The sequence below is a fragment of the Bifidobacterium sp. MSK.17.10 genome, assembly GCF_019129655.1.
Lineage (GTDB): Bacteria > Actinomycetota > Actinomycetes > Actinomycetales > Bifidobacteriaceae > Bifidobacterium > Bifidobacterium adolescentis.
This window is the reverse complement of sequence record NZ_JAHOJD010000001.1, coordinates 321,640-343,979: the sequence shown is the minus strand read 5'-3', so window position 1 is coordinate 343,979 and position 22,340 is coordinate 321,640. Positions and strand designations below refer to the sequence as shown.

The window sequence follows — 22,340 nt, the reverse complement described above, 5'->3', positions numbered from 1 at the left end:
CGGGTTCATGGCGGATTCGGTGATGGAGTTGGCGATCACGTCGCCGATGCCGGAGTCGACCAGCGTCTGCTTGAAGCCGCCGCCTGCGGCGACGATCAGGATGATGCCGGCCACGGAGCCGAAGGACTGTCCGACCATGCCGTTGACGGCGTCACGGGAGAACTTCTGCATGTAGCCAAGGGCGACCATGGCGAAGACGGTGGTGATGAGCAGTGCCACGAGCGGGGTGCCGAGGAACGCGATCACACGGCCCCAGGCGGTGGTGTTCTGACCGGTCAGATCCACGATGGACGCGGCGAGCATCAGCACGACCGGCAGCAGGATCACGGACAGGGCGGTGCCGAAGGACGGGCGGTTTTCCGCGGACTTCGGAGCTTCGGCCTCAGCCTCGTTCTCCGGAGCTGCGATCGGAACCCACTTGGCGGCGAGCCTGCCGAACAGCGGGCCGGAGATGATGACGGTCGGGATGGCCACGATCAGGCCGAGGGCCAGGGTGATGCCGAGGTTCGCGTTCAGCGCGCCGATGGCGGTCAGCGGACCGGGGTGCGGCGGCACGAAGGCGTGCAGCGTGGACAGGCCGGCGAGGGCCGGGATGCCGAGCAGCACCACAGGGGACTTGGAACGACGGGCGGCGAACAGCACCACCGGGATGAGGATGACCACGCCGACCTCGAAGAACATCGGGATGCCCACGATGAACGCGATCAGTGCCATGGCCCACGGCAGACGCTGCAACGGTGTCTTGGCCATGATGGTGTCGACGATGGTGTCCGCACCGCCCGACTTGAACAGGATGGTGCCGATGATCGAGCCGAACGCGATAAGCAGGCCCACGTTGGAAATCGTGCCGCCGACGCCGGAAGTGAAGCTATCGAACGCCTTGTCGAACGGCACGCCCGCGCACACGGCCATGACGAATGAGCCGGCGAGCAGGGACAGGAACGGATGCACCTTGCATGCCGCGATGAGAAGAACGATGACGGCGATGCCGATGATCGCCGCTGCGATGAGATTCATGAATCCTCCTTGACTCGTTGAATTTCTCTTTCGATTTTTAGTTATGTGCGATTATTTTGCGCTGTGTTGCGGCTTGCGCCGTTCACTCGGCTTGCTGCGATTGCGCGGCCACCTTCGCCGCGTACTCGTTCACTGCGGCGACGGCACGTTCGACCATTTCCTCGACGCTGCCTTCGATGGAGACTTCCACGCCGTTCTCGTCTGGCTGGAGCGGCTCAAGAATGGCGAACTGGCTCGGCAGCAGTGCCGGCGGCATGAAGTGGCCCTTGCGCTCGTTGAGACGCTGCTGGATGAGTTCCTGCGAGCCGGTCAGATGCACGAAGAAGGTGGGAACGTTCTGGGCGAGCACCTCACGGTAGCTGCGCTTCAGGGCGGAGCTGGAGACCACGGTGTTCTCGTCCAGCGCCTCGCGAGCCACCATCCAGGTGTTGATGACCTTGAGCCACGGCCAACGGTCCTCGTCTGTCAGCGGAATGCCTGCGCTCATCTTGTCGATGTTGGCCTGCGGATGGAAGTCGTCGCCCTCCGCGTACACGTATCCGAGACGTTCGTGAATGGCTTCTGCCACGGTGGATTTGCCGCATCCTGCAACACCCATCACCACTACGTGAATGCTCATGTTGTCCTCCTTGAACTCTGCTGTATTGCCAGTGCCACTTCGCATCGGCGATGACATCAATATAGCTATGAAAGGTAGTACTAGTCAAGTTAAAAGTACTACGAATAAAAATAATCATGCGACTTGCTATGCTTTAGGTAGTACAAATCGGCGGCAAATCGCGCGAATCGTGCGGGGGTAATTATTCGGACGTCACGCGAACGGCAATCGTATACGGCGTGTCGCAAAACCTGAAAAAAGATTTGCACGCACAACGAGAGGAATTGTGGATGGCAGGAAACGAAAACGGCGGCGAACTGCTGCAGGATGCAGTGTGCCGCACGCTGGCCATCGAAATGCTGGACGGCAAATGGCCGGCCGGTGAAAGCTTGACGTTGGAAGACGTGCAGAACCGTTTCGGCATCTCCCGTACCGTGGCGCGCGAAGTCGCCAAAACGTTGGAATCCATGGGTGCGGTGACGGTGCGCCGACGCGTCGGATTGGTGGCGCGGCCGTTCTCCGACTGGCAGGCGCTCAACCATCAGGTCATCGAATGGCGACTCCACTCCACGCAGCGCGAGCGGCAGCTGTCGTCATTGACCGAATTGCGATTGTCGGTCGAACCGGCTGCGGCGGCCTCGGCGGCACGCCTCGCCTCCATCGACGTCAAGGCGAAATTCCCCGTCTACGCGGCGCAGATGCGCCAAATCGCCGAATCAAACGAAGAGGGGGCTGTCGGCCTGACCAAATTCCACGATCTGGACGTGGAATTCCATACTTTGATACTGCGCGAAAGCGGCAACGAACTGTTCGCCGCGCTTGCCGACACCATCGCCACCGTGCTGCGCGGCCGTGTGGAACTCGGCAAATACCCGATGAAGCCGAAGCCGGCCGCGCTCGACGCGCACGATGCGGTCGCCGACGCGATAGCGAAGGGCGATCCGGAACGTGCGCGCAAGGCCATGTTCGACATCGTCGACGAAGTGGCCCGCGCGCTCAACTTCTTCTAAAACCAATCGCTACCGGCGTCGAACCGCCGGATTCGCGGTCAAATCACAGGTTCGCGTCGACCGTCTGACGCAGGTCGTCAACGATTTCGCCCAAAGTCTCGCTGAACACCGCCTGATCGGCGTACATCGAATCGAACAGCGTATCGATGTTTTTGCGGAAATCCTTCGGCAGAATGGCGCAGTCGCGTTCGGCGAGCTTGTCGAGACGCTTCTCGCCGGGATGCGTGCGGCGGTTCAGCGCGAATAGCACATCGAAATACGATTCCATGAACGCGGCCATGCGATGGTTGACCGCGATTTTGTCGCCTCGGCTCGCGGCCTTGCGGATCTGTGCGTCGTACGACGGCAGGTTGCCGGTAAGCAGGCGCATGTTGCGATTGATGATGTTGCGGCGCAGTTCCTCGGGGAACGGCACGTCGAACCGCTGTCGGGTCGCGGCGTACTGGCCGTCGCGGTCGAACAGCACCTTGCTGGTGAGCATGTTGTGCCACATGCACGTCGTATAGCCGTTGCTGGCCTGGAACCGTTCCGCCACGTCGGCGACATTGGCTGCGAACTGGTCCAGATCGCGGTACAGCACGTCGATATTGGTGCCGTCGTTCAGCGTGCAGTCGTCTTCGGTCTCCCAAAAATCGTTGTCGATTTCCATATGGCTGCAATAGTTGCGCAGCAGCCTGCGGCGGCGTTCGGCTGATACGGGTGTGGTGACGTACACGTAGACGTCGTAATCGGACTTCTCGTCGTTATCGCCGGTGGCGCGCGACCCACCCAACGTGATGGCCTCGACTTCCGGCCATGCGGACACTGCTTCGACTAGTTCATTTGCCAATGACATCGTTTACCTCTCTCTGCGTCATTGCTGGAGCGGCGCTACGTTGCGCCACGGTGTGCAAACGATGCCAGTATAACATACCAGATGGTAACTGTCGAAGTTGTGCCGGCCTACGCGGTTTCCCGCAGGCCGGCGCAGCGCATTCCGCCGAACGACGATTGTCAGGCGGAATGCTATCGAGCGATCGCTGTCGAGCGGAACGCTGTCGGACGGCAGCTGTCAGTCGACGGTTGCGGCTTCCGTCGAACCCTTGGTCGGATCCTTCTGCAGAAGCAGGAAGATGAGCGCGACGGCCAGCAGAATGGCTATCGACAGCACGCCGATTGACGCGTTGCCAGTCAGCGACGTCGTGGTAGCGACGAGGAACGTGCCGATAATCGACGCCGTCTTGCCGAAAATATCGTAGAAGCCGTAGTACTCGTTGGCATGGTCCTTCGGAATGATCTTGCCGTAATACGAACGGGACAGCGCCTGGATGCCACCTTGGAACATGCCGACCAGAATCGCCAGAATCCAGAATTCAAGTGCGGCGCGCAGGAAGAACGCGGCGAAGAAGACGATGCACATGTACGCCACCACGGCGGCGGTGATCATGGTTTTCGAGCCGAACCGGCCTGCCAGCTTGCCGTAGATGATGGAGCAGGGGAACGCCACGAACTGCGTGACGAGCAGCGCCACGACCAGCTGCGTGGAGTCGATGCCCAGCTGCGTGCCATACGACGTGCTCATGGAAATGACGGTGTTGACGGCGTCGATGTAGAAGAAGAACGCGATCATGAACATCCACAGCGGCTTGTTCTTGCGGATGGCGCGGAACGTGGAGCCGAGCTCGGCGAACGTGCCGCGAATGGCCTCGCCTGCCTGCCCCGCGGTGGCGCGGTAATGCACCTGCTTATAGCTGGTGAGCAGCGGAATGGTGAACGCCACCCACCACAGCGCGGTGATGACGAACGAGGCGCGCGTGCAGGCTGTGGTCGACCAGCCGAACAGCGCGGGGCCTCCGAAAATCAGCGCGATGCAGACGATGAACGGTACGGTCGAACCGATATAGCCCCATGCGTAGCCGTGTGAGGAAATGCGGTCCATCCGTTCGTTCGAAGTCGTGTCCACCAGCATGGAGTCGTAGAACGTAAGCGAACCATTAAGGCCGATGGTGGCCAGCACGTACACGATGATGAACGCGAGCCAACCAAGCGGCATCGCCATCGCGCAGCACATGACCACGCCCGTCAGGAAGAAGCCGGTGAAGAAGCGGATCTTCATGCCCTGCACGTCGGCGATGGAGCCGAGCAGCGGCATAAGCACGGCGATGACGAGCGATGCGATGGTCTGCGCGTAGCCCCACGTCGACACGATGTTCGTCTCGCCGGCCGCCTTGAGCAGCGAATTTGCGTAGATCGGCACGACGGCGGTGGACAGCAGCACGAACGCGGAATTGCCGACGTCGTAGACGATCCACTTCTTCTCGCGTGGCGTCATCATATGCTTGGATTGCTGGCTGGATTGCTGCGGCTGCTGGGCCTGCGCGTTCTGCTGGGACGGTTGGGTCTGCGGCTCGGCTGTGTCGGTCAATGTTGACTCTTTTCGGCTAAATGTCAATCTTATGGCTCATCTTATTCCATTACTTCATCGTACGGGCGTGGCGGGTGGTAACAGACCATTCGACATGAACAGCGCATGAACAAGCATGTTCTGCCCGTACGGGCCGCATACGCGTGCTGTCGAGACATGGCAAAAACGGCGGAATATGGGGAATGCAAGCCGATTTTCGTCCACAAGTTTGCGATTGGCCGGGGCTGGTTGTATAGTTGAGAAGTTGTGTGTTCTGCCATGCACTTCGTTGTGTGGTGTCGAACGCGCAGACTTGCAAGTCAATAGTAATTATAGGGAGTCCATTATGGCAGCTCGTTGCGCAGTGTGCGGCAAGGGACCGCAGACCGGTTTCACCGTTTCGCACTCACATATTCGCAATAAGCGCACTTTCCGCCCGAACCTGCAGCCGGTTCGCACCACCATCGACGGCGAGAACGTTCGCGTTCGCGTTTGCGTGAAGTGCATCAAGGCTGGCAAGGTCCAGCGCGTTGAAGCGTGAATCGCGAAATAACAGCTTGAAACCCCGGTAAGCCGAATGGCCGCCGGGGTTTTGCTTTATCTGACCGTCCACAAGCCGTGTTGCGGCGAATGGCGCCGCCACGAATAATGGGGAATTCAGCCCGCCGCACAATCATCCGGTCGTGACACAATGGAGTGTTATGAGCACCACATGGCAAACCCCGATTTCCTCGTTCGAAACGAACCGCCGCAGAGTCGGCGCGCTGAAATCGCTGGGCGTGGTGTCCGTGGGCGACGCGCTGACCTACTATCCGTTCCGCGTCACCGACCCGGTTCCGGCGCGCGCCCTGCGCGAAGCGAAAATAGGGGAGAACATGGCCTTCGCCGCGCACGTGCGTGGCGTGCGCGTCTTTCCGATGGCCCGTCGCGGATTCCGGCTGATCGCCGACGTTGATGACGGCGATTTCGCACGCAGCCGGCACATGGACGCTTCCATGGCGTCTCTCGTGTTCTTCTCCTATCGCAAGTCGTACGTCGATTGGATCCAGCGCAAACTGCACGAAGGCGCGTTGCTGGTGGTCGCGGGCGAGCCAAGCGTATACAACGACCGTCTGCAATTCACCCATCCCGACATACTGACGGTCGATCCAGCCGGCGAGCAATTGCGCAGCCGCTCATCTGAGGAAGCCGCCGAATGGGATGACGGCTTCGTCACGGAACAACCGGCGGTCGTCCCGCAATCGCCGACCATTCCGAATCTCAAATACGATGCGGCTTCCGTACCGGAGGCGATGCGCCACGTATGCCGCCCACGTCCCGTCTACCACGCGAACTCGCGCATCTCCAGCGAACACATCCACGAGTCGATCGAAAAATGCATGGACCGGCTGTGCGGTGACGAATACGCTGCGGCACAGGCAGCCCGTGCATTGCATGGCGCCGATGCCAGCGACGCGCAACATGGGGAATTCGACGCGCCGCAAGCCGACCGGCAGGCACGGACGGAAGCGCTTGCCGCCGCCATTCCCGACATCATGCCGGAAGCGTTTCGTATGGAACATGGGCTGATGCACCGAGCCGAAGCGTTCAGGGCGATTCACGATCCGCAAAACCGCGACGGTTTCAACAAGGCGTTGCGTACACTGCGCTACGAGGAAGCGCTCATCTGCCAAACCGCGCTGGTGCAGTCTCGTGATTCGTCGCGTAAGGCCACGGCCACAGCCTGCGCCGACACGCGGCTGAAAGACGATTTCGTCGAGTCGCTGCCGTTCTCGCTGACGGACGGGCAACAGCAGGTGATCGCCGATATTTCCGACGATATGGCACGTGATTACCCCATGCAACGCCTGCTGCAGGGCGAGGTCGGCTCCGGCAAAACCGTGGTCGCGGTGGCGGCTATGATGCAGGCCGTCGGCTCCGGCAAACAAGCGGTGCTCGTCGCGCCGACGCAAGTGTTGGCGGAACAACATTACAGCAGCATCCGCGGCATGGTGGATCGGATGTGTGGTACCGGCGAAGAGGCTGACGAAAACGCGAAATCAGGGGAATCGCAGACAAAATCAACGCACCATGCGGTTGTGGATGAAAGTGGACAAGTCACGTCGGGAAACGCGCCGGAACCGCAAAACGGTGGACAATCGGATGGCGGCCAGGTGGAGAAACTGCTGGACGGCCAATCGAACAGCCTGCCGGACATTCCCGTACTGCTGCTCACCGGCGGCATGAAACTCGCCGCCCGCCGACGCGTCCTTGCGCAAGCGGCCTCCGGCAAACCATGCATCGTGGTGGCCACGCACGCCGCGTTCTCCAAAACCTTCCAAGCGCCCAACCTCGCGCTGGCGGTCATCGACGAACAGCACCGTTTCGGCGTGGAGCAGCGCGAATCGCTGAACGCCAAAGGCTCCACGGCACCGCATCTGCTGGTCATGACGGCCACGCCGATTCCGCGCACCGCGGCCATGACCTGGTTCGGCGACCTCGACATCTCCTGGCTCACCGAACTGCCCGGCGGCCGCAAGCCGATCCGCACATTCGTCGTGCCCGAAGCGAACGGCCCGCTGATGGCGGAAATGTTCGGTCTGATTCGCAAGCGTATCGACGCGGGGGAACGTGCCTACGTGGTCTGCCCGCGCATCGACGCCGACGCGAAGGATGCCGACGATGCGGGCGGTTCAGGCGATGCGGAAGTCGGTTCCGCATTCGACGCCACATACGATTTGGGCGAGGATGACGAACAGCGCGAACAGCGGCCGCCGTTGCATTCCGTCGCGGAAATCGCGGAACGCTTGCGATCGCTGCCGCAATTCGCTGGCATCCGTATCGCCACGCTGACCGGCCGCGACGATGACGAAACGAAATCGCAGATTATGGCCGATTTCGAAGCGGGCGTGACGCCGATTCTGGTGGCCACCACCGTCATCGAAGTGGGCGTGGACGTGGCGCAGGCCAGCTGCATGGTGATTTTCGATGCCGACCGGTATGGCCTGTCCCAGTTGCACCAGCTGCGTGGACGCGTGGGCCGTGGAGGCACCGAATCGGGCGCGTTCCTTATTTCACGTGCGCCGGAAGGCAGCGATGCGGCCAAACGCCTTGACGTGATTGCCGGCACGTTGGACGGCGCCGAAATCGCACAGGCCGACCTTGAATTCCGCGGCGCGGGCGACGTGCTGGGCGACGCGCAATCCGGCGGCAAATCCGGACTGAAACTGCTGCGCGTGGTCAAAGACGTGAAGATCATCGAGGAAGCCAGAGCGGAAGCCGCGAAACTGGTGGCCGAAGACCCCACGTTGCAAGGGTACGTGCAGCTTGCCGGCGCGGTGCTCGACTTCACGCGCGGCAACGAGACGTTCCTGACCAGCAACTAGGCTCGATGGTTATGCGCGTAATTTCAGGACGATTCAAAGGCATGGCGTTGACCACGCCGAAACCGGGCACCAGGCCAACCACCGACCGTACCAAGGAAGCGATATTCTCGCACCTCGATTCGTGGGGCGTGCTGGATGACGCACGCGTGCTCGACCTGTTCGCCGGAACCGGCGCGTTGGGCATCGAAGCGCTGAGCCGTGGCGCGCGCGAACTGGTGGCGGTGGAATCGGCCGCACCGGCCGCCGCGCTGATTGCAAAGACGTTGACGGCGTTGAAGCACAACCGTTCCTGGGAGCCGGGCATGAGCGCCCGCGTGGTCAAGGCGCGTGCGGAAAAGTACGCGGCGGCTGCATCGGCGATTGCACCATTCGGCGTGATCTTCATCGACCCGCCGTATGCGTTCGAAACCGAGGCGTGCAACCAGCTGCTGGCCGATTTGGCGGGCCGTGAGTCCGGCGAACTGACTGGCGAGGGCACGGTGATCGTGCTGGAACGCTCCACTCGTTCCGACGAGCCGACCGCGCCCGAAGGCTGGGATATCACCGACCGGCGTGATTACGGCGAAACCGCCGTGTATTACATCGAACCTGCCGAATCCGCCGAGCCGGCAGAGCCGGTTGAATCCGCGGACTGACGTCCGGGCTTTCCAACTAAAAACGTCGACGGTGGACCTGCATGCCCTCCGTCGACGTGAACAATCGTGCGTAATCAGCGCTGCCGTGGGTGCGCGCCGGAAACCTCCCAGCCCAACGCCATCAGCGTTTTGCGATCGGCCTTGTCAAGCTTGGAACAATCCAACGCCTCGATGAGATCCGGACGCAGCTCGTTGGTCTTCGCCAGCGCCTCATCGCGGCGGAAACGGTCGACCTTCGCGTGGTCGCCGGACAACAGGACGTCCGGAACCTTGATACCGCGCCAATCGGCCGGCTTCGTATACTGGCGGTGCTCCAGCAGGGCGTTCTCTCCCGTATACGATTCCTCCACGATCGAGGCCGCATTGCCCATGAAACCGGGCAGCAGACGGGTGATGGCCTCCAACATGACCGACACGGCCACCTCGCCGCCGTTCAGCACATAATCGCCGATCGAATATTCACGCACGTCGACGCCCTGCGCACGGTAATACTGCGGAATACGCGCGTCGTAGCCTTCGTAACGGCCGCAGCCGAACAGCAGATGGTTGGCGTGGCTCAGCTCCGTCGCGTCCTGCTGGGTGAACAGGGGGGCGGACGGATTCGGGAAAATCAGCACCGGACGGTCGGTCGCCGGAACGGTATCGGCATTCGCGGCGATTTCTGTCGCCGATTCCGCCGGTTCGGCCGCGTCCGCGGAAGCCGTGTCGTCTGCGTCTGCCGTGGAATCGCAAGTAACCGTGGTCGGCTCAAGATGCAGCAGCTCGTCGAGACATTCGCTCCACACCTCAGGCTTCATCACCATGCCCGCGCCGCCGCCGACGGGAGTATCATCCACGGAATGGTGCACGTCGTGCGTCCAGTCGCGCAGGTTGTGCGCGGTGACTTCGACCAGGCCCTTCTCCTGCGCCTTGCCGAGCAGGCTCAGGTTGAGCACTTCGAAATATTCCGGGAATACGGACACGATATCGATCTTCATAATGTTCCACAATACCGGTACGCCTGCCAAGCGCGGCGCGTACGAAAAAGGCGCCGGCATAATCGCCAGCGCCTTGTTGAAAAAGCAGCGGATCAGAGCCCCGGAATGAGTCCGCCCGGCGGGTCGAGGGTCAGATATCCGCCCTCGAGGTCGATGTCCGGCACGAGCTCGTCCACGAACGGCACGAGCGCGCTGTTCTCGACCACCACGCCATCGGCGTCCTTGACGGGATTGGCCAGACGGATCTTGAGCAGCCACTGGGCCACTTCAATCACATCCACCACCTTGCCTACCACAGTGCCGGGCGCAAGCCCCAGCGTATTGCCCTCGGCAAGGCGCGCCTCAAGACTGATCAGGTCCTTCGGGTACCACTCGTCCGCTTCAAGCATCTCCTCCGGATCGTCCGCTTCGCCATACAGCACCACGCCATTGGCGGCTTCGGACGCATCACGGTCGTCGATGCCCTCGAATTTGATGATCCAACGGTTTTTGAAGGTACGGGAGCTTTCCACCACGTACTCTTCCTCGCCGTCCTTCGTATACAACACAGCACCGGGAGCGAACCGGTATTCCGGTTCGTCCGTAAAGATCTGCACGGTGACCTCGCCCTTGAGCCCCTGCGCACGCCCGATACGACAGACCCTCAGCAGCTCAAGCTGTTGAGGGTCGTCGGAATGCATATCACGCACCACGCTAGGATCTCACCTGCGCACGTCCATGATGTCGACGCGCACCTTGTGGTCGGACAGTGCCTGCACCACGGTGCGAATCGCATTTGCCGTGCGTCCGCTGCGTCCAATGACGCGACCGATATCCTCAGGGTTCACGCGCACGCGAATGAGTTCACCGCGCGGATTCTCATGGGACTTCACCGAGACATCATCGGGAAAATCGACGATGTTCTTGATCAGATGTTCCACAGCCTGGGCGAGCATGATCACTCGGCTTCCGCAGCCGGCTCTTCAGCCGGAGCTTCCTCGGTGGCGGCGGCTTCGGCCTCAGCCTTGGCCTTGGCGTCAGCTTCGGACTTGGCGGCCTTCAGCTTCTGGGCCTGGGCTTCGACAGCCTCGACGCGAGCGGCGGCATCCGGGCCAGCCTCAACGGTCTTCAGGGTGCCTTCAGCACCGTCAAGACCCTTGAACTTCTGCCAGTCACCGGTGATCTTCAGCAGGTTCAGCACCTGCTCGGTCGGCTGAGCGCCAACGCCGAGCCAGTACTGAGCGCGCTCAGAGTTGATGTTGATGGTCGAAGGCTGGGTGTTCGGGTTGTAGGTACCGATCTCTTCGATGGCGCGGCCATCACGCTTGGTACGGGAATCCATGATCACCACGCGGTAGAACGCGTAGAACTTCTTACCCATGCGCTTCAGACGAATCTTGGTTGCCAAAATGGCTCTCCTTGTAACTAGGGGTGTGTGTTTCGTGTTCTGTGTGGGGCACGGAATCCGAAACCCACGTGTTCCTCACGTCACGCGATTGGTAGAGGGCCTCGCGCGCGCGAATAACTGAGCAATTATAACCGTGGGGTATGGACGCGTTCCCGTATGCGTTCCCGAGCGTCCGTTTCTGTTGACTCGGACGCTCGGCTTGCGTTTTGCGCATTCTGAATGGCCGTTTCTCCAGAATCGGACATTGGTGAGGTGTTGTGGCGGTCTCGGGCGTCCGAATCACCCGAATCGGACGAACTCGCTATGCTGGATATGTTCATTGGCGGTTTTCGTGCGCCTGATTATGGCCATTTCAAGGGGATTTGCATGAGTGTTGCGTTGTGGATCGTACTGCTGGTATGCGTGTTGTGGATCGCTCTGAGCGAAATGCCGGCCGGTTGGGACGGCCACTTGCCGTTGCCGTATCTGATTGCGCTGACACCGCTGTTGTGGATTCCAACATTGGTGATTGCGATTGCCGGTGCCGTACGGCATGACACCGCCCTCGCCATCGTCGCGGCGATCGTGTGCATCGCTTCGCTGCTGCGCAAAATCGCGTATTGGAACAACAATCTCACGTCCATCAACACGGCGCAGATGGTGGCCGACAACATCGCAAAAAAGCGTGAAACATCCTGTGGAACACATACGTCGACTGCCGCGGAAGCCGCGAAACACGGCCGTTTCCGCGTGATGACGCTCAACTGCCGGTACGGTCGTGCCAATGCGGCCGCAATCGTCAGCGCCGTCAAGGAACACGACGTCGCCGTGCTCGCGCTGCAGGAATTGACGGACGATCTGGTCGCGGCCTTGGACGAGGCCGGCCTGTCCGACCTGCTGCCGTACCGCCAGTTAGGGGAGAACAAAGATACGGACAACGGCGGCTTCAACGGTATTTGGATTCGCATCGAGCCAAGCGACACGTCGCCGATTACCGCCGTGATTCCCGCCGCCGACGTGCCTGGCGTGTGCTTCCCGATTGATGCGATGCGCGGCATCACTTTCGTTTCCGCCCATCCGAAATCGCCGATGCGCGGCTGCCGCGACTGGTCCGCCGGCATCATCGGCTTGGGTGAGCTGGCCACATCGCAGAAGCAGGGCGATATCACCGTCGTATTGGGCGACCTCAACTCCGGTACCGACCATCCGAGCTTCCGCAAGCTGCTTGACGCCGGCTTCCAGGACGCCGCGTTGACCGAGGCGAAGGGCCGCCGCGCCACGTTCCCATCGTGGCTGCCGTGGCCGCGTCTCATCCTCGACCACATCTTGTTCACCGCCGGTCTGACCGCATCCGACGTGCGCTCCTTCACGGTCAACGGTACCGATCATCTTGCTCTGGCCGCCACGCTGACGTTGAAATAAGCCGAAAATAAGCTGGCATAACGAAACTGCCGACGCTGGAAAATGTTCCAACGTCGGCAGTTTCGTTATATATGCCGTATTGCGATTGCCGGTTGTCGTAATCGCCGGCAATCGCACATATCGCGGCTTAGTGCAGCAGACGCTTAATGCAGCAGACGCTTAATGCAGCAGACCGGACAGTCCGCCACCGAAGTTCGGCGGCAGCTCGCCGGAATCGCCCATCATATCCTGCAGACCGGCGGGAAGCGCCGGATTCTGCGGCTTCTTGGCGAACGCGGAACCGCTGGAAGAGCCACCGGAATTCTTGCCGGCGAGCTTGTCGCGCAATGCTTTCTCCTCGGCCTCGCGCTTCATCGGGTTGCCGGACTTGCCGCCCTTCTTCTTGTTCTTCTTGCCTTTGCCCTTGCCTTTGCCGCCGCCCATGGCCGGACCGCCGAAGCCGGGGATGCCGGCACCGGCCTTGTTGCTCATGCGCCGCATCATCTTCGCGGCCTGCTCGAAACGCTGCAGCAATCCATTGACCTGCGAGACGGTGACGCCGGAACCGTAGGCGATACGCGCGCGGCGGGAACCATCGATGATGCTCGGATCACGCCGTTCGGCTGGAGTCATCGAACGGATGATGGCCTCCGTGCGGTCGATTTCCTTCTCATCGAACTGCTCAAGTTCCTTGCGGTGGGCCGCCATGCCCGGAATCATGCCGAGCAGGTTCTTCATCGGGCCAAGCTTGCGCACCTGCTGGAGCTGGTCGAGGAAATCGTCAAGACCGAAGGAGCCGTCGGAAATCTTGACGGCAGCCTTGCGGGCCTCCTCCTCGTCGAACTGCTTCTGCGCCTGCTCGATAAGGGTGAGGATGTCGCCCATGTCGAGGATACGGGAGGCCATACGGTCCGGATGGAAGATCTCGAAATCCTTCAATCCTTCGCCGGTGGAGGCGAACAGGATCGGCTTGCCGGTGACGGAGGCCACGGACAGCGCGGCGCCGCCGCGGGCGTCACCATCCAACTTGGACAGCACAACGCCGGTGAAATCAACACCCTCATCGAAGGCCTTGGCGGTCTGCACGGCATCCTGACCGATCATGGCGTCGATGACGAACAGAATCTCGTTCGGCTGCACGGCGTCGCGGATATCGCGGGCCTGCTTCATCAGCTCCTCGTCGACGCCGAGACGACCGGCGGTATCGATGATCACCGTGTCATACAGCTTCTGCTTGGCAAGCTCGACCGCGTCACGGGCGACCTTCACCGGATCGCCGGTGGTCTGGCCGGGGGAGACGACCGCTTCGCCGCCGTCGGACTGCACGCCCTTCTCCGGTGCATACACCGGAACGCCGGCACGCTCGCCGACCACTTGCAGCTGCGTCACCGCGTTCGGACGCTGCAAATCGGCCGCGACCAACAGTGGGGTGTGGCCGGAATCCTTCAGCCAATAGCCCAACTTGCCGGCCAACGTGGTCTTGCCGGCGCCCTGAAGGCCGGCGAGCATGATGATCGTCGGCGGATTCTTTGCGAAGTTCAACGGGCGGTCCACACCGGCGCCAAGCACCGCGGTGAGTTCCTCGTTGACGATCTTCACCACTTGCTGCGCCGGGTTGAGCGCTTCGGAAACCTCGGTGCCGAGCGCGCGTTCGCGGATGCGGCTGGTGAAGGAACGCACCACGTCGAGCGCCACATCGGCGTCGAGCAGCGCGCGGCGGATCTCGCGGATGGTACCGTCGATATCAGCCTCGGAAAGCTTGCCCTTGCTCTTCAGATGCTTGAACGCATTCGAGAGCCGGTCTGTCAAAGAACTAAATGCTGCCATAATGTTCCTCAGTCTAGCGTTTCACGCGGATAGCGGATGAAATGGGTGCGATTGCCTACTTCAGCGACCAAGTGGAGCCTTGCGGACCGTCCTCGATGGCGATGCCGGCCGCGCCCAGCGCGTCACGGATCGCGTCGGCACGTGCGAAATCCTTGGCCTTGCGGGCTTCGGCACGTTCCGCAAGCTGTTCGGAAACCAGCTTGTCGAGCGCGTCATGCTCGGCGGAATCGGCTCCGGCACCAGCCGCACCACCTGCGGCACCGTCGGAAACCCACGGCTCCGCCAGCGGATCCAAGCCCAACGTGTCGAGCATCGCACGCACGTTCACCAGCGCCTCGCGAACCTCGGCCTTCGCCACGTCCGAATCGGAGCGGTCGGCCAGCTTCGACAGCAACGTGTTGCCGGAACGGATCGCCGTGAAAATCGCGGCGGAAGCGCCCGAAACGTTGATGTCGTCGTTCATCGCGGCAACGAAATCGGCGGGAAGCGCGTCGGCGGAAATCGCCATAATCTCTTCTCGTGACGGCTGTTTGCCGACGGCAGCGCCCGCGCGCTCGATGAAGTTCGCCACGCGGTCGTACGCGGACTGCGCCTCGGCAAGCGTCTGGTCGGACCATTCCAGCATGGAACGGTACTGCACGGAACCGAGGGCGTAACGCACCACCCAAGCGGAATGCTCGGCCAGCACCGCCGGCACGGACAGGCCGTTGCCGAGCGACTTCGACATCTTCTCGCCCTTCGCGGTGACCCAGGCGGAATGCATCCAGCGCGCGGCCGAATCGTAACCGGCGGCGCGCGTCTGCGCCATCTCGTTCTCGTGGTGCGGGAATCGCAGATCAAGACCGCCGCCGTGAATGTCGAACATGTCCTTCAGATAGCGGTGGCTCATCGCGGAGCATTCGATATGCCAGCCCGGACGGCCCGTGCCGAACGGGGTATTCCAGCGCGCGTCGAGCGGATCGGAATCCTTCGGCGCCTTCCACAGCGCGAAATCGCGCGGATCATGCTTGTCGGGGGACATGTCGGCAGGGTCGACCGGATTGTACTTGTCGTTGCCCGCGTTGTCGACGGACGGGCCCATCGCGTCGGTCACTTCGGAAGCCGCGTCGGAGACCGCGGTCTGCTTCTGGTGCGTCAGCTCGCCGTAATGCGGCCAGCTCGCCACGTCGAAGTAGACGTTGCCGGTCGGGTTGCCGTCCGCGTCACGCACCACATAAGCGTGGCCGTTGTCGATGATCTTCTTGATGAGGTCGATCATGTCGATCATGTGGCCGGTGGCGCGCGGCTCGTACGTCGGCGGCTCCACGCCAAGCTTGCTGTACGCCTCGGTGAACTCGCGTTCGTAGATATACGCGCGCTCCCACCACTGCTGGCCCGCGGCGGCGGCCTTGTCGAGGATCTTGTCGTCGATGTCGGTGACATTGCGCACGAACGTCACCTTGTAGCCCAGTCGCTCGAACCAGCGGCGCACCACGTCGAACGCGACGGCGGCGCGGATGTGGCCGATATGCGGTGAGCTTTGCACGGTGGCGCCACACACGTAGATACCGACCTGACCTGGTTTGATCGGCGTGAAGGACGACACGGCGTGCGATGCGGTGTCGTACAGCTTCAGCCCCGCGGCGGCCTTCGCCACCGCAAGAGCGCCGGAAGTGTTGGTATTCTGCGGTTCCTGCGTGTTTGTCATAGTCATGAGAATATTGCCAGAATCGGACATGACGCTTGGTTTTCCCGGCATATGCGCGGCATCGTATTGCGAACGTATGCAGACACAGAGCCGAATCGCGAGCGTCATTTACGCAGATGATGTAAAAATAGTGGCATGACGCAATCGCATGTGCTGATTCTTCAACACGTCCCGTGGGAGAAACCGGGGCGCATTTTGGATAGTCTCGACGACTTGGGCATGTCGTATGAAGTGATGAACATCGCCAAAGAGAAAAAGCCCGATCTTCCCAATTTCAGTGACGTCTCCGGCATCGTGATTATGGGCGGCCCCATGGGCGCGCTCGACGCCGACAAGTATCCCGGTCTCAAAGCGGAATCCAAACTCGTACGCGCCGCCGTCAGCGTCGGCAAACCGTTGCTGGGCGTGTGCCTCGGACATCAGATCATTGCCACCGCGCTGGGCGCGAAACTCAAGAAGGGCAGCGAGCCGGAAATCGGATTCGCGCCGATTAAACGCATCGACAAGCACGACTACTTCTCCATGTGGAACAAGACGTTGGACGTGCTGCACTGGCACAACGACGTGGTGACCCTGCCGGAAGGCGCACAGCCGTTGGCCAAAAGCGCGAAGACGAAGAACCAGGCGTTCCGGTTCGGTTCGGCGCTTGGCCTGCAATTCCACCTGGAGGTCACCCCCACGTTGTTGGACGAGTGGCTGGACGAGCCGTGCATGGTGAAGGATTTGAAGGCCGCCGGCGGTTCGAAATCGCAGCTACGTGACGCCTTCGCCGAATACAATCCGCAGCTGCAGCCGATGGCCGATCAGGTTTTCTCCGGATTCGCGGCCCGGTGCAGCACCTATGCCGCAACGCTGGAGCGCTGATAAGCGTTCTGCCCGCTACACGCCCCACTGAATCGCCAGCTGAGTGCCTTCCGTAGGTGGTTCCTGAGTTCCGTAGGTGGTTAGGTGATGGACCAGTGTTTCGGAAAGGCTGAATTTAAGGCTTTTCTTCGTGCGGTATCCGAAGACAACCACCTACGGAAGCGGAAAACCACCTACGGAATCTTCTAGGGCGTTTTCGTTGCCTACATTCCAAGGTCTCCTGTCTACGTTTCGCATCATGCAGCTGGTGAGCAAGCCCCAAATACGTGTGCGGGAGGCGGTGTTCCGCCGACGCGCTACATTGGTGAGTTATGCCGACTTATGATTTGGGACTTGAACACGTTTCGCTCGCTTTCGCGACCAAGAATATTTTCACCGATGTGACGCAGGGCGTTTTCGAAGGCGACCGCATCGGCATCGTCGGCAAAAACGGCGACGGCAAATCGACATTGCTGCATTTGTTCAAAGGCACGCAGGAGCCGGATTCCGGTCGCGTGACCATGCGCAATGGACTGACGTTCGGCATGCTCGACCAGCGTGACCCGCTCGACGACAACGCCACGGTGCGCGAAGCCGCGTTGGAAGGGCGAGAAGATTACGAGTGGGCCGCGGAAACCAAATCGCGTGAAATCGTCGAAGCGCTGCTCGGCGGCATCAGCCTGGACGCGAAAATCGGCTCGCTGTCCGGCGGCCAGCGTCGCCGCGCCGACCTTGCCCGCCTGCTGCTCAAGGATTGGGACATTCTCGCGCTCGACGAGCCCACCAACCACTTGGACGTGGTGACGATCCACTGGCTCGCCGAGCACTTGAAGAACCGTTGGCCGTCCGGCCAGGGCGCGCTGCTGCTCGTCACCCACGACCGTTGGTTCCTCGACGAGGTCTGCGAATCGATGTGGGAGGTCCACGACGGCGTGATCGACCCGTTCGAGGGTGGTTACTCCGCCTACATGTTGCAGCGCGTGGAACGCGACCGTCAGGCCGATGTGCGCGAGACGAAGCGCCGCAACCTGGCGCGCAAGGAGCTCGCATGGCTCACCCGCGGCGCCCGCGCGCGTTCCACCAAGCAGAAGTTCCACGTCAAGGCGGCGCGTGAGCTCATCGCCGACGTGCCGCCGGTGCGCAACACGTTGGAGCTGAAGCAGATGGCCACGTCGCGTCTCGGCAAACAGGTGGTCGATCTCATCGACGTGACGCAGATCTTCGAACATGCGCAGGGCGAGGCCGATATCGATCCGGATGTGGCGGAAATGGAGGCTTCGGCCTCGCGCGTGGACGTGGTGCCGGCCATGTATGCCGAGCCGCAGGCGCACGGCAGCGTGGAGGTCGCCGTCGACGATCTGACCGATCCGCGGTTGGTGGACGCCGGCGTGCCCGAGGCGCGACAGGCGGCGCAGGCCGCCCGGCAGGCCGAGGAGGAGTCGCACGAGTCGGGTGGCGACGCCGACGAGTCCACGCCGGAGGTCACGTCCGCGGCGCGGAAGGTCACCGTGACCGGCCGTAAGATCCTCGACGACGTGACGTGGCTGATCGGCCCGGGCGACCGCTTCGGCATCGTCGGCGCGAACGGTGCCGGCAAATCGACCCTGCTGAAGATCCTCGACGGCACGATCACCCCGACCGCCGGCCATGTGAACATCGGCAAGACCGTGAAGTTCGCGGTGCTTTCGCAGCGCCTCGACGAGCTGGAGAAGCTCGGCAAATACAAGATTAAGGAAGTGCTGAGCCGCTACAAGCCGAGCTACATCGTGGACGGCAAGGAGACCACGCCGGGGCAGATGATGGAGCGTCTCGGCTTCGAATCCGCGCAGCTCATGACGCCGATCAAGGACCTCTCGGGCGGGCAGAAGCGCCGCATGCAGCTGCTGCTCATCCTGCTTGACGAGCCGAACGTGCTCATCATGGACGAGCCTGGCAACGACCTTGATACCGACATGCTTGCCGTGATGGAGGACCTGCTCGACACCTGGCCGGGCACGCTGATCGTCGTCTCCCACGACCGCTACCTGCTCGAACGCGTCACCGACCAGCAGTTCGCGCTGATCGGCGGCAAGATCCGCCATCTGCCCGGCGGCGTGCAGGATTATCTCGACATGACCGAGGCCATCAAGAACGGCAAGGATCCGTTTGCGGATGAGAATGCCGGGAAAGCTGGCAAGGGACGGAAGAATAGTGATGCCGGCGATCCCGCTACGACCGCGCCTTCCGTAGGTGGCGCAGCTTCCTCACCTTCCACTGGCGATTCGTCGTCGGCTTCCACGCCGAAGCTCACCGGCAAGGCGTTCCACGACGCGTCGAAGCGCGTTTCCGCCATCGAGCGCAAGCTGGCCAAGCTGGAGGAGCAGAAGGCCGATTTGGAAGCGCAGATGGCCGCGCACGACCCAAGCGATTACGAGGGTCTGGGCAAGCTCAACGAGCAGCTGCAGGCCGTCACGGACGAGTCTGAATCCCTCGAAATGGAATGGATGGAGCTCTCCGAACAGCTCGAGTAGTCCCAGTCGGGCAAACTGATGGTGAGAGGCTTGTAGGCGTCGGTTTGGTAGTACGGAATGTGCAAAACCGACGCTGGCGATTCGCTCAGCGTCGGTTTACCGGAATAATTCGTCGTGGCTGCCGGTGCGTTCGAAGAATGCGACTGAATCGTTCGATGACCAGATCACTAGCCAGTCCCCGGCATTGGCGACATGGCATTCGTATCGCCCGCGCCAATTGCCGGACAGGGTGTGCATGTTGTGGCGGCGGCGCAGCTCCTCCAGCGTTTCCGGGGTGTTCTCCACTACCAGATCGATGACTTTTTCAAGCTCGGTCAGGTTCCAGTTACGCCGTTTGGCGTTCTTTTTCAGATCGCGGCTGAAGGCCTTCGCGAAGTCGGCGGTCAACCGGCCCATCAGCGCATCGCCGCTTCGAGCAGGTCGTGTCCGTTGGTAAAACGCCCCGTCTTGCCCGATGCCATGAAGCTGTCCGCTTCGGCAGCGGCGTTCAGGCTTTCGCCATTAGGCTCCTCGGGGGCGAACGTCAATGGGATGCGCCCGGTATTCACCATTTGCTTGAATACGGCGCGCACCACTGACGAGAGATCCAAGCCATAATATTCGGCCACGTCGGCGGCCGAACGCTTGAGTTCGTCATCCATCCGTATGGTCAACGTTGATGCACTCATCAGAAACCTCATCCACTTGTATGTACAAAAGCTAGATATTGCACGTACATTTTATCAAGGAAAGTGATTTCATCCAAGGCTGACAGTTGGTTAGCGGCATTGCGAGCCAGTTTCCTAGCGAAGGCAATCGTCGAACAGCGTTTGTGCTATTTCCAATACGCTGGCAATACTGAATCCGGAAGGTTCATGTGAGACTTTCACGGCGTTGGTTGCCTGGTCGATGGCGTATCCTCCACGAGGTACGTGCCGGAATGTGCCGAACGTGCAAGGCGCCACGCAGCAGGAAATCGCGAATGCGACAACGCAGCAGACGGTCCCGATGCCATATGCGAGCAGGGGCCTGCCATCTTCCAGCATGAATGCCGATGCGCCGTTGACGGCCAGCATGGGGCGAATCACGAGCCATAGCAAGGCCGATTGCGTAAGAGCGAAGCCGAGACCGGAAAGCAGCTCCTTGACGACGGATGGCGTTCCACGGCGGAATACCATCGGGCGTGTGGGCGAATAGCTTTGTTCCCCTCGTAGCCCGGAACCGAGGAACGCATACCAGCAGGCGACAGTTGGAACGAGCAAAAGAACAAACGCGATTTTGATGTTCTGATCAATGCCATAAGCCATTGGCAGACCGGCATTGCCGACGATGTTTTTGATGATCAGACAAGGTAATGCGCATTGCGCCACGCAGATGAGGAATTCGCCGACTGCAAGCAGAAGCTGAATATGCATGCCCCGTGTGCGCGTGGCGAGGATGTATGCATATTGCGGCGCGCTGGATGTTGGGGAATCGGGCGTAAGACACGCGGGGCAGATGGAGTTGCATGCCTGACGGTACTTGAGGCATTGCGTGCATCGTACATATTCCCCTGAATCCCGTGGAAGCAGCCAAGACAGTGCAATAAGCACGATGCCGACGCATAGCGCCGCAATCGCATGGATGGAATCAATCGTCATCTCGTCACATTCCCCAACTCCGCATAAGTCGGCCGCTTACGCGTCCCGATAGCGACGCCTGCATCGCGGCAACGGCCGAGACTTGCTGAATACTGGAGAGATACAGGGAATTCAGCTCGACTAAGTTAAGGCCGATGCTCAGCATGGTGCCAGAAAGACTTGAGGAGATGACTGCTGCTGTAAGAGTTACGGCCTTTCGGGTTTCTTCGCTGTTAATTGATAAGGAGAGCTTGTTGTCAATCTGTTCGATGGTTTTCTGGGGATCTGCATTGGCGGAACTGTATGCATCAGAAAGATCGTTTGCGATTTTGATGATGTCTTCCTTGTACCCATGCAGTGACGCTGCGGAGGAGGCAATGGTACTTATGACACCGAATTTTTTCGAATCGTTCCACATTTTTTCGGCCTTGGAGGGTGCTTCGATGATTTTGGTTACTTTATTGATAGTGTCCAAGGTATCGGTGGGTAGGCTCGTTAAGTTCATTACATTCAGGAATGAGTCATAGACATTTCGGTCATCAGAAGTAATCCAATTCGCAAGATACTCACTCTCATCCTGTGAATCGCATGTGCCGTCCTGTTTGTCGACAGGAATATCCACGTAGTGGGATAGATACATGTAAACTGTTTCGGCTCCTGCTCCGCGAGCGTTATCATCGGATGTCTCATTGTCTTTCGCTGCTTTTTGTGCATGCATGAAACGTTGGGATGCGGAGCATTGGAGTGTGGAGAGTGACGAAACGGCCGATTCAGCGACTTTTGCATTTCCGTAATACTGCATGGTAAAGGAAGCGAAATAGTCCAGATTCGTACCGTTGGCTTTTGCAAATGAAAGATCGTCATCAGTAATTCCGATGGTGTCTAAGGCTTGTTGATAATCGAGAGACTGCTCGAGAATATCATCTTGGGTTATGCTGTCATCGGAGGCCTGAGCAGATGGAACTATCCAAAGACAGCACATGATTGCAGATAACAAAGCCACAACGATTTTTTGGAAATAACTGTTGCACATAAAAACCTCTTCCTAAATTCCCATGTTCAGTCTAGTGCTTTTGGATGTATGCGCATAGTGCCCGAGCAATGATTTTTCAAATGTAATTTG

At 60.4% G+C, this 22,340-nt stretch carries 21 protein-coding genes; 7 read left to right on the top strand and 14 right to left on the bottom strand.

Annotated features, from left to right (window positions below):
• Both KSX58_RS01500 and KSX58_RS01495 read right to left on the bottom strand, forming a co-directional pair.
• Positions 1-1,017 (bottom strand): GntP family permease (locus tag KSX58_RS01500; protein WP_217752023.1); only part of this gene is annotated, 1,017 nt, incomplete at its 3' end.
• A gap of 82 nt (positions 1,018-1,099) precedes the next feature.
• A complete protein-coding gene (locus tag KSX58_RS01495; protein WP_042989830.1) occupies positions 1,100-1,636 on the bottom strand; it encodes a gluconokinase in 537 nt (178 codons plus the stop codon).
• 269 nt (positions 1,637-1,905) lie between these two features.
• On the opposite strand from KSX58_RS01495, the gene KSX58_RS01490 reads away from it, so the two are divergent.
• The gene (locus KSX58_RS01490) at positions 1,906-2,625 is read left to right on the top strand and encodes a FadR/GntR family transcriptional regulator (protein ID WP_085380166.1); all 720 of its coding nucleotides are present in this window, start codon (positions 1,906-1,908) and stop codon (positions 2,623-2,625) included.
• Between the two features lie 43 nt (positions 2,626-2,668).
• On the opposite strand, the gene KSX58_RS01485 is transcribed toward KSX58_RS01490, so the two are convergent.
• Positions 2,669-3,460, bottom strand: a complete 792-nt coding sequence (locus KSX58_RS01485; RefSeq protein ID WP_085380167.1) for a DUF4037 domain-containing protein — start codon at positions 3,458-3,460, stop codon at positions 2,669-2,671.
• A 216-nt stretch (positions 3,461-3,676) separates the two neighbouring features.
• On the bottom strand, positions 3,677-4,939 hold the full coding sequence (locus KSX58_RS01480) for an MFS transporter (RefSeq protein ID WP_143239210.1): 1,263 nt from the start codon (positions 4,937-4,939) through the stop codon (positions 3,677-3,679).
• A gap of 415 nt (positions 4,940-5,354) precedes the next feature.
• On the opposite strand from KSX58_RS01480, the gene rpmB reads away from it, so the two are divergent.
• The 3 genes from rpmB (at position 5,355) to rsmD (ending at position 9,008) form a co-directional block, all read left to right on the top strand.
• The gene (gene rpmB / locus KSX58_RS01475) at positions 5,355-5,549 is read left to right on the top strand and encodes a 50S ribosomal protein L28 (protein WP_003807649.1); all 195 of its coding nucleotides are present in this window, start codon (positions 5,355-5,357) and stop codon (positions 5,547-5,549) included.
• A 160-nt stretch (positions 5,550-5,709) separates the two neighbouring features.
• Positions 5,710-8,373, top strand: a complete 2,664-nt coding sequence (locus KSX58_RS01470) for an ATP-dependent DNA helicase RecG (protein ID WP_217735818.1) — start codon at positions 5,710-5,712, stop codon at positions 8,371-8,373.
• Positions 8,374-8,384: 11 nt separating this feature from the next.
• Positions 8,385-9,008 (top strand): 16S rRNA (guanine(966)-N(2))-methyltransferase RsmD, encoded by a 624-nt coding sequence (gene rsmD, locus KSX58_RS01465; RefSeq protein ID WP_021913767.1) that lies wholly within the window; start codon positions 8,385-8,387, stop codon positions 9,006-9,008.
• 74 nt (positions 9,009-9,082) lie between these two features.
• Here rsmD and trmD read toward each other — a convergent pair whose 3' ends face one another.
• The 4 genes from trmD to rpsP form a co-directional block, all read right to left on the bottom strand.
• Positions 9,083-9,985 carry a tRNA (guanosine(37)-N1)-methyltransferase TrmD gene (gene trmD, locus KSX58_RS01460; protein WP_003807656.1) on the bottom strand — a complete coding sequence of 301 codons (903 nt, stop codon included), beginning with the start codon at positions 9,983-9,985 and terminating at the stop codon, positions 9,083-9,085.
• Positions 9,986-10,077: 92 nt separating this feature from the next.
• Positions 10,078-10,665: a ribosome maturation factor RimM gene (rimM, locus tag KSX58_RS01455; protein WP_003807658.1), complete on the bottom strand. Its 588-nt coding sequence runs from the start codon at positions 10,663-10,665 to the stop codon at positions 10,078-10,080.
• A 21-nt stretch (positions 10,666-10,686) separates the two neighbouring features.
• Positions 10,687-10,920: an RNA-binding protein gene (locus KSX58_RS01450; RefSeq protein ID WP_011742734.1), complete on the bottom strand. Its 234-nt coding sequence runs from the start codon at positions 10,918-10,920 to the stop codon at positions 10,687-10,689.
• A gap of 2 nt (positions 10,921-10,922) precedes the next feature.
• Complete coding sequence (gene rpsP / locus KSX58_RS01445) at positions 10,923-11,372, bottom strand: 30S ribosomal protein S16 (RefSeq protein ID WP_011742735.1); 450 nt, start codon at positions 11,370-11,372, stop codon at positions 10,923-10,925.
• Positions 11,373-11,738: 366 nt separating this feature from the next.
• Here rpsP and KSX58_RS01440 point away from each other — a divergent pair, with 366 nt between their 5' ends.
• The gene (locus tag KSX58_RS01440; RefSeq protein WP_217735819.1) at positions 11,739-12,773 is read left to right on the top strand and encodes an endonuclease/exonuclease/phosphatase family protein; all 1,035 of its coding nucleotides are present in this window, start codon (positions 11,739-11,741) and stop codon (positions 12,771-12,773) included.
• 159 nt (positions 12,774-12,932) lie between these two features.
• Here the strand turns inward: KSX58_RS01440 and ffh are convergent, their stop codons facing one another.
• The gene (ffh, locus tag KSX58_RS01435) at positions 12,933-14,579 is read right to left on the bottom strand and encodes a signal recognition particle protein (RefSeq protein ID WP_188015696.1); all 1,647 of its coding nucleotides are present in this window, start codon (positions 14,577-14,579) and stop codon (positions 12,933-12,935) included.
• A gap of 55 nt (positions 14,580-14,634) precedes the next feature.
• Positions 14,635-16,266 carry a cysteine--tRNA ligase gene (cysS, locus tag KSX58_RS01430; RefSeq protein WP_217735864.1) on the bottom strand — a complete coding sequence of 544 codons (1,632 nt, stop codon included), beginning with the start codon at positions 16,264-16,266 and terminating at the stop codon, positions 14,635-14,637.
• Between the two features lie 135 nt (positions 16,267-16,401).
• Between cysS and KSX58_RS01425 the strand changes: the two genes are divergently transcribed.
• Positions 16,402-17,130 (top strand): type 1 glutamine amidotransferase, encoded by a 729-nt coding sequence (locus tag KSX58_RS01425; RefSeq protein WP_038443985.1) that lies wholly within the window; start codon positions 16,402-16,404, stop codon positions 17,128-17,130.
• A gap of 311 nt (positions 17,131-17,441) precedes the next feature.
• Positions 17,442-19,619, top strand: coding sequence for an ABC-F family ATP-binding cassette domain-containing protein (locus KSX58_RS01420; RefSeq protein ID WP_055054658.1), 2,178 nt, complete (start codon positions 17,442-17,444; stop codon positions 19,617-19,619).
• 96 nt (positions 19,620-19,715) lie between these two features.
• Here KSX58_RS01420 and KSX58_RS01415 read toward each other — a convergent pair whose 3' ends face one another.
• From KSX58_RS01415 to KSX58_RS01400, 4 genes are all read right to left on the bottom strand, one after another.
• Entirely contained in the window at positions 19,716-20,015 is a 300-nt protein-coding gene (locus tag KSX58_RS01415) for a type II toxin-antitoxin system YafQ family toxin (protein ID WP_003807675.1), read from the bottom strand.
• A complete protein-coding gene (locus KSX58_RS01410; protein ID WP_034984155.1) occupies positions 20,015-20,287 on the bottom strand; it encodes a type II toxin-antitoxin system RelB/DinJ family antitoxin in 273 nt (90 codons plus the stop codon). The genes KSX58_RS01415 and KSX58_RS01410 overlap by 1 nt, the downstream gene beginning before the upstream one ends.
• A 114-nt stretch (positions 20,288-20,401) precedes the next feature.
• A complete protein-coding gene (locus tag KSX58_RS01405; protein ID WP_151911973.1) occupies positions 20,402-21,238 on the bottom strand; it encodes a hypothetical protein in 837 nt (278 codons plus the stop codon).
• 4 nt (positions 21,239-21,242) lie between these two features.
• Positions 21,243-22,250, bottom strand: a complete 1,008-nt coding sequence (locus tag KSX58_RS01400) for a hypothetical protein (protein ID WP_217735820.1) — start codon at positions 22,248-22,250, stop codon at positions 21,243-21,245.
• Positions 22,251-22,340 lie beyond the last annotated feature (90 nt).

Bases quoted from the DNA above. Each gene is read 5' to 3' on its own strand.
- KSX58_RS01495 (WP_042989830.1), bottom strand. From the start codon at position 1,636: ATGAGCATTCACGTAGTGGTGATGGGTGTTGCAGGATGCGGCAAATCC.
- KSX58_RS01490 (WP_085380166.1), top strand. From the start codon at position 1,906: ATGGCAGGAAACGAAAACGGCGGCGAACTGCTGCAGGATGCAGTGTGC.
- KSX58_RS01485 (WP_085380167.1), bottom strand. From the start codon at position 3,460: ATGTCATTGGCAAATGAACTAGTCGAAGCAGTGTCCGCATGGCCGGAA.
- KSX58_RS01480 (WP_143239210.1), bottom strand. From the start codon at position 4,939: ATGATGACGCCACGCGAGAAGAAGTGGATCGTCTACGACGTCGGCAAT.
- rpmB (WP_003807649.1), top strand. From the start codon at position 5,355: ATGGCAGCTCGTTGCGCAGTGTGCGGCAAGGGACCGCAGACCGGTTTC.
- KSX58_RS01470 (WP_217735818.1), top strand. From the start codon at position 5,710: ATGAGCACCACATGGCAAACCCCGATTTCCTCGTTCGAAACGAACCGC.
- rsmD (WP_021913767.1), top strand. From the start codon at position 8,385: ATGCGCGTAATTTCAGGACGATTCAAAGGCATGGCGTTGACCACGCCG.
- trmD (WP_003807656.1), bottom strand. From the start codon at position 9,985: ATGAAGATCGATATCGTGTCCGTATTCCCGGAATATTTCGAAGTGCTC.
- rimM (WP_003807658.1), bottom strand. From the start codon at position 10,665: ATGCATTCCGACGACCCTCAACAGCTTGAGCTGCTGAGGGTCTGTCGT.
- KSX58_RS01450 (WP_011742734.1), bottom strand. From the start codon at position 10,920: ATGCTCGCCCAGGCTGTGGAACATCTGATCAAGAACATCGTCGATTTT.
- KSX58_RS01440 (WP_217735819.1), top strand. From the start codon at position 11,739: ATGAGTGTTGCGTTGTGGATCGTACTGCTGGTATGCGTGTTGTGGATC.
- ffh (WP_188015696.1), bottom strand. From the start codon at position 14,579: ATGGCAGCATTTAGTTCTTTGACAGACCGGCTCTCGAATGCGTTCAAG.
- cysS (WP_217735864.1), bottom strand. From the start codon at position 16,266: ATGACAAACACGCAGGAACCGCAGAATACCAACACTTCCGGCGCTCTT.
- KSX58_RS01425 (WP_038443985.1), top strand. From the start codon at position 16,402: ATGACGCAATCGCATGTGCTGATTCTTCAACACGTCCCGTGGGAGAAA.
- KSX58_RS01420 (WP_055054658.1), top strand. From the start codon at position 17,442: ATGCCGACTTATGATTTGGGACTTGAACACGTTTCGCTCGCTTTCGCG.
- KSX58_RS01415 (WP_003807675.1), bottom strand. From the start codon at position 20,015: ATGGGCCGGTTGACCGCCGACTTCGCGAAGGCCTTCAGCCGCGATCTG.
- KSX58_RS01410 (WP_034984155.1), bottom strand. From the start codon at position 20,287: ATGAGTGCATCAACGTTGACCATACGGATGGATGACGAACTCAAGCGT.
- KSX58_RS01405 (WP_151911973.1), bottom strand. From the start codon at position 21,238: ATGACGATTGATTCCATCCATGCGATTGCGGCGCTATGCGTCGGCATC.
- KSX58_RS01400 (WP_217735820.1), bottom strand. From the start codon at position 22,250: ATGTGCAACAGTTATTTCCAAAAAATCGTTGTGGCTTTGTTATCTGCA.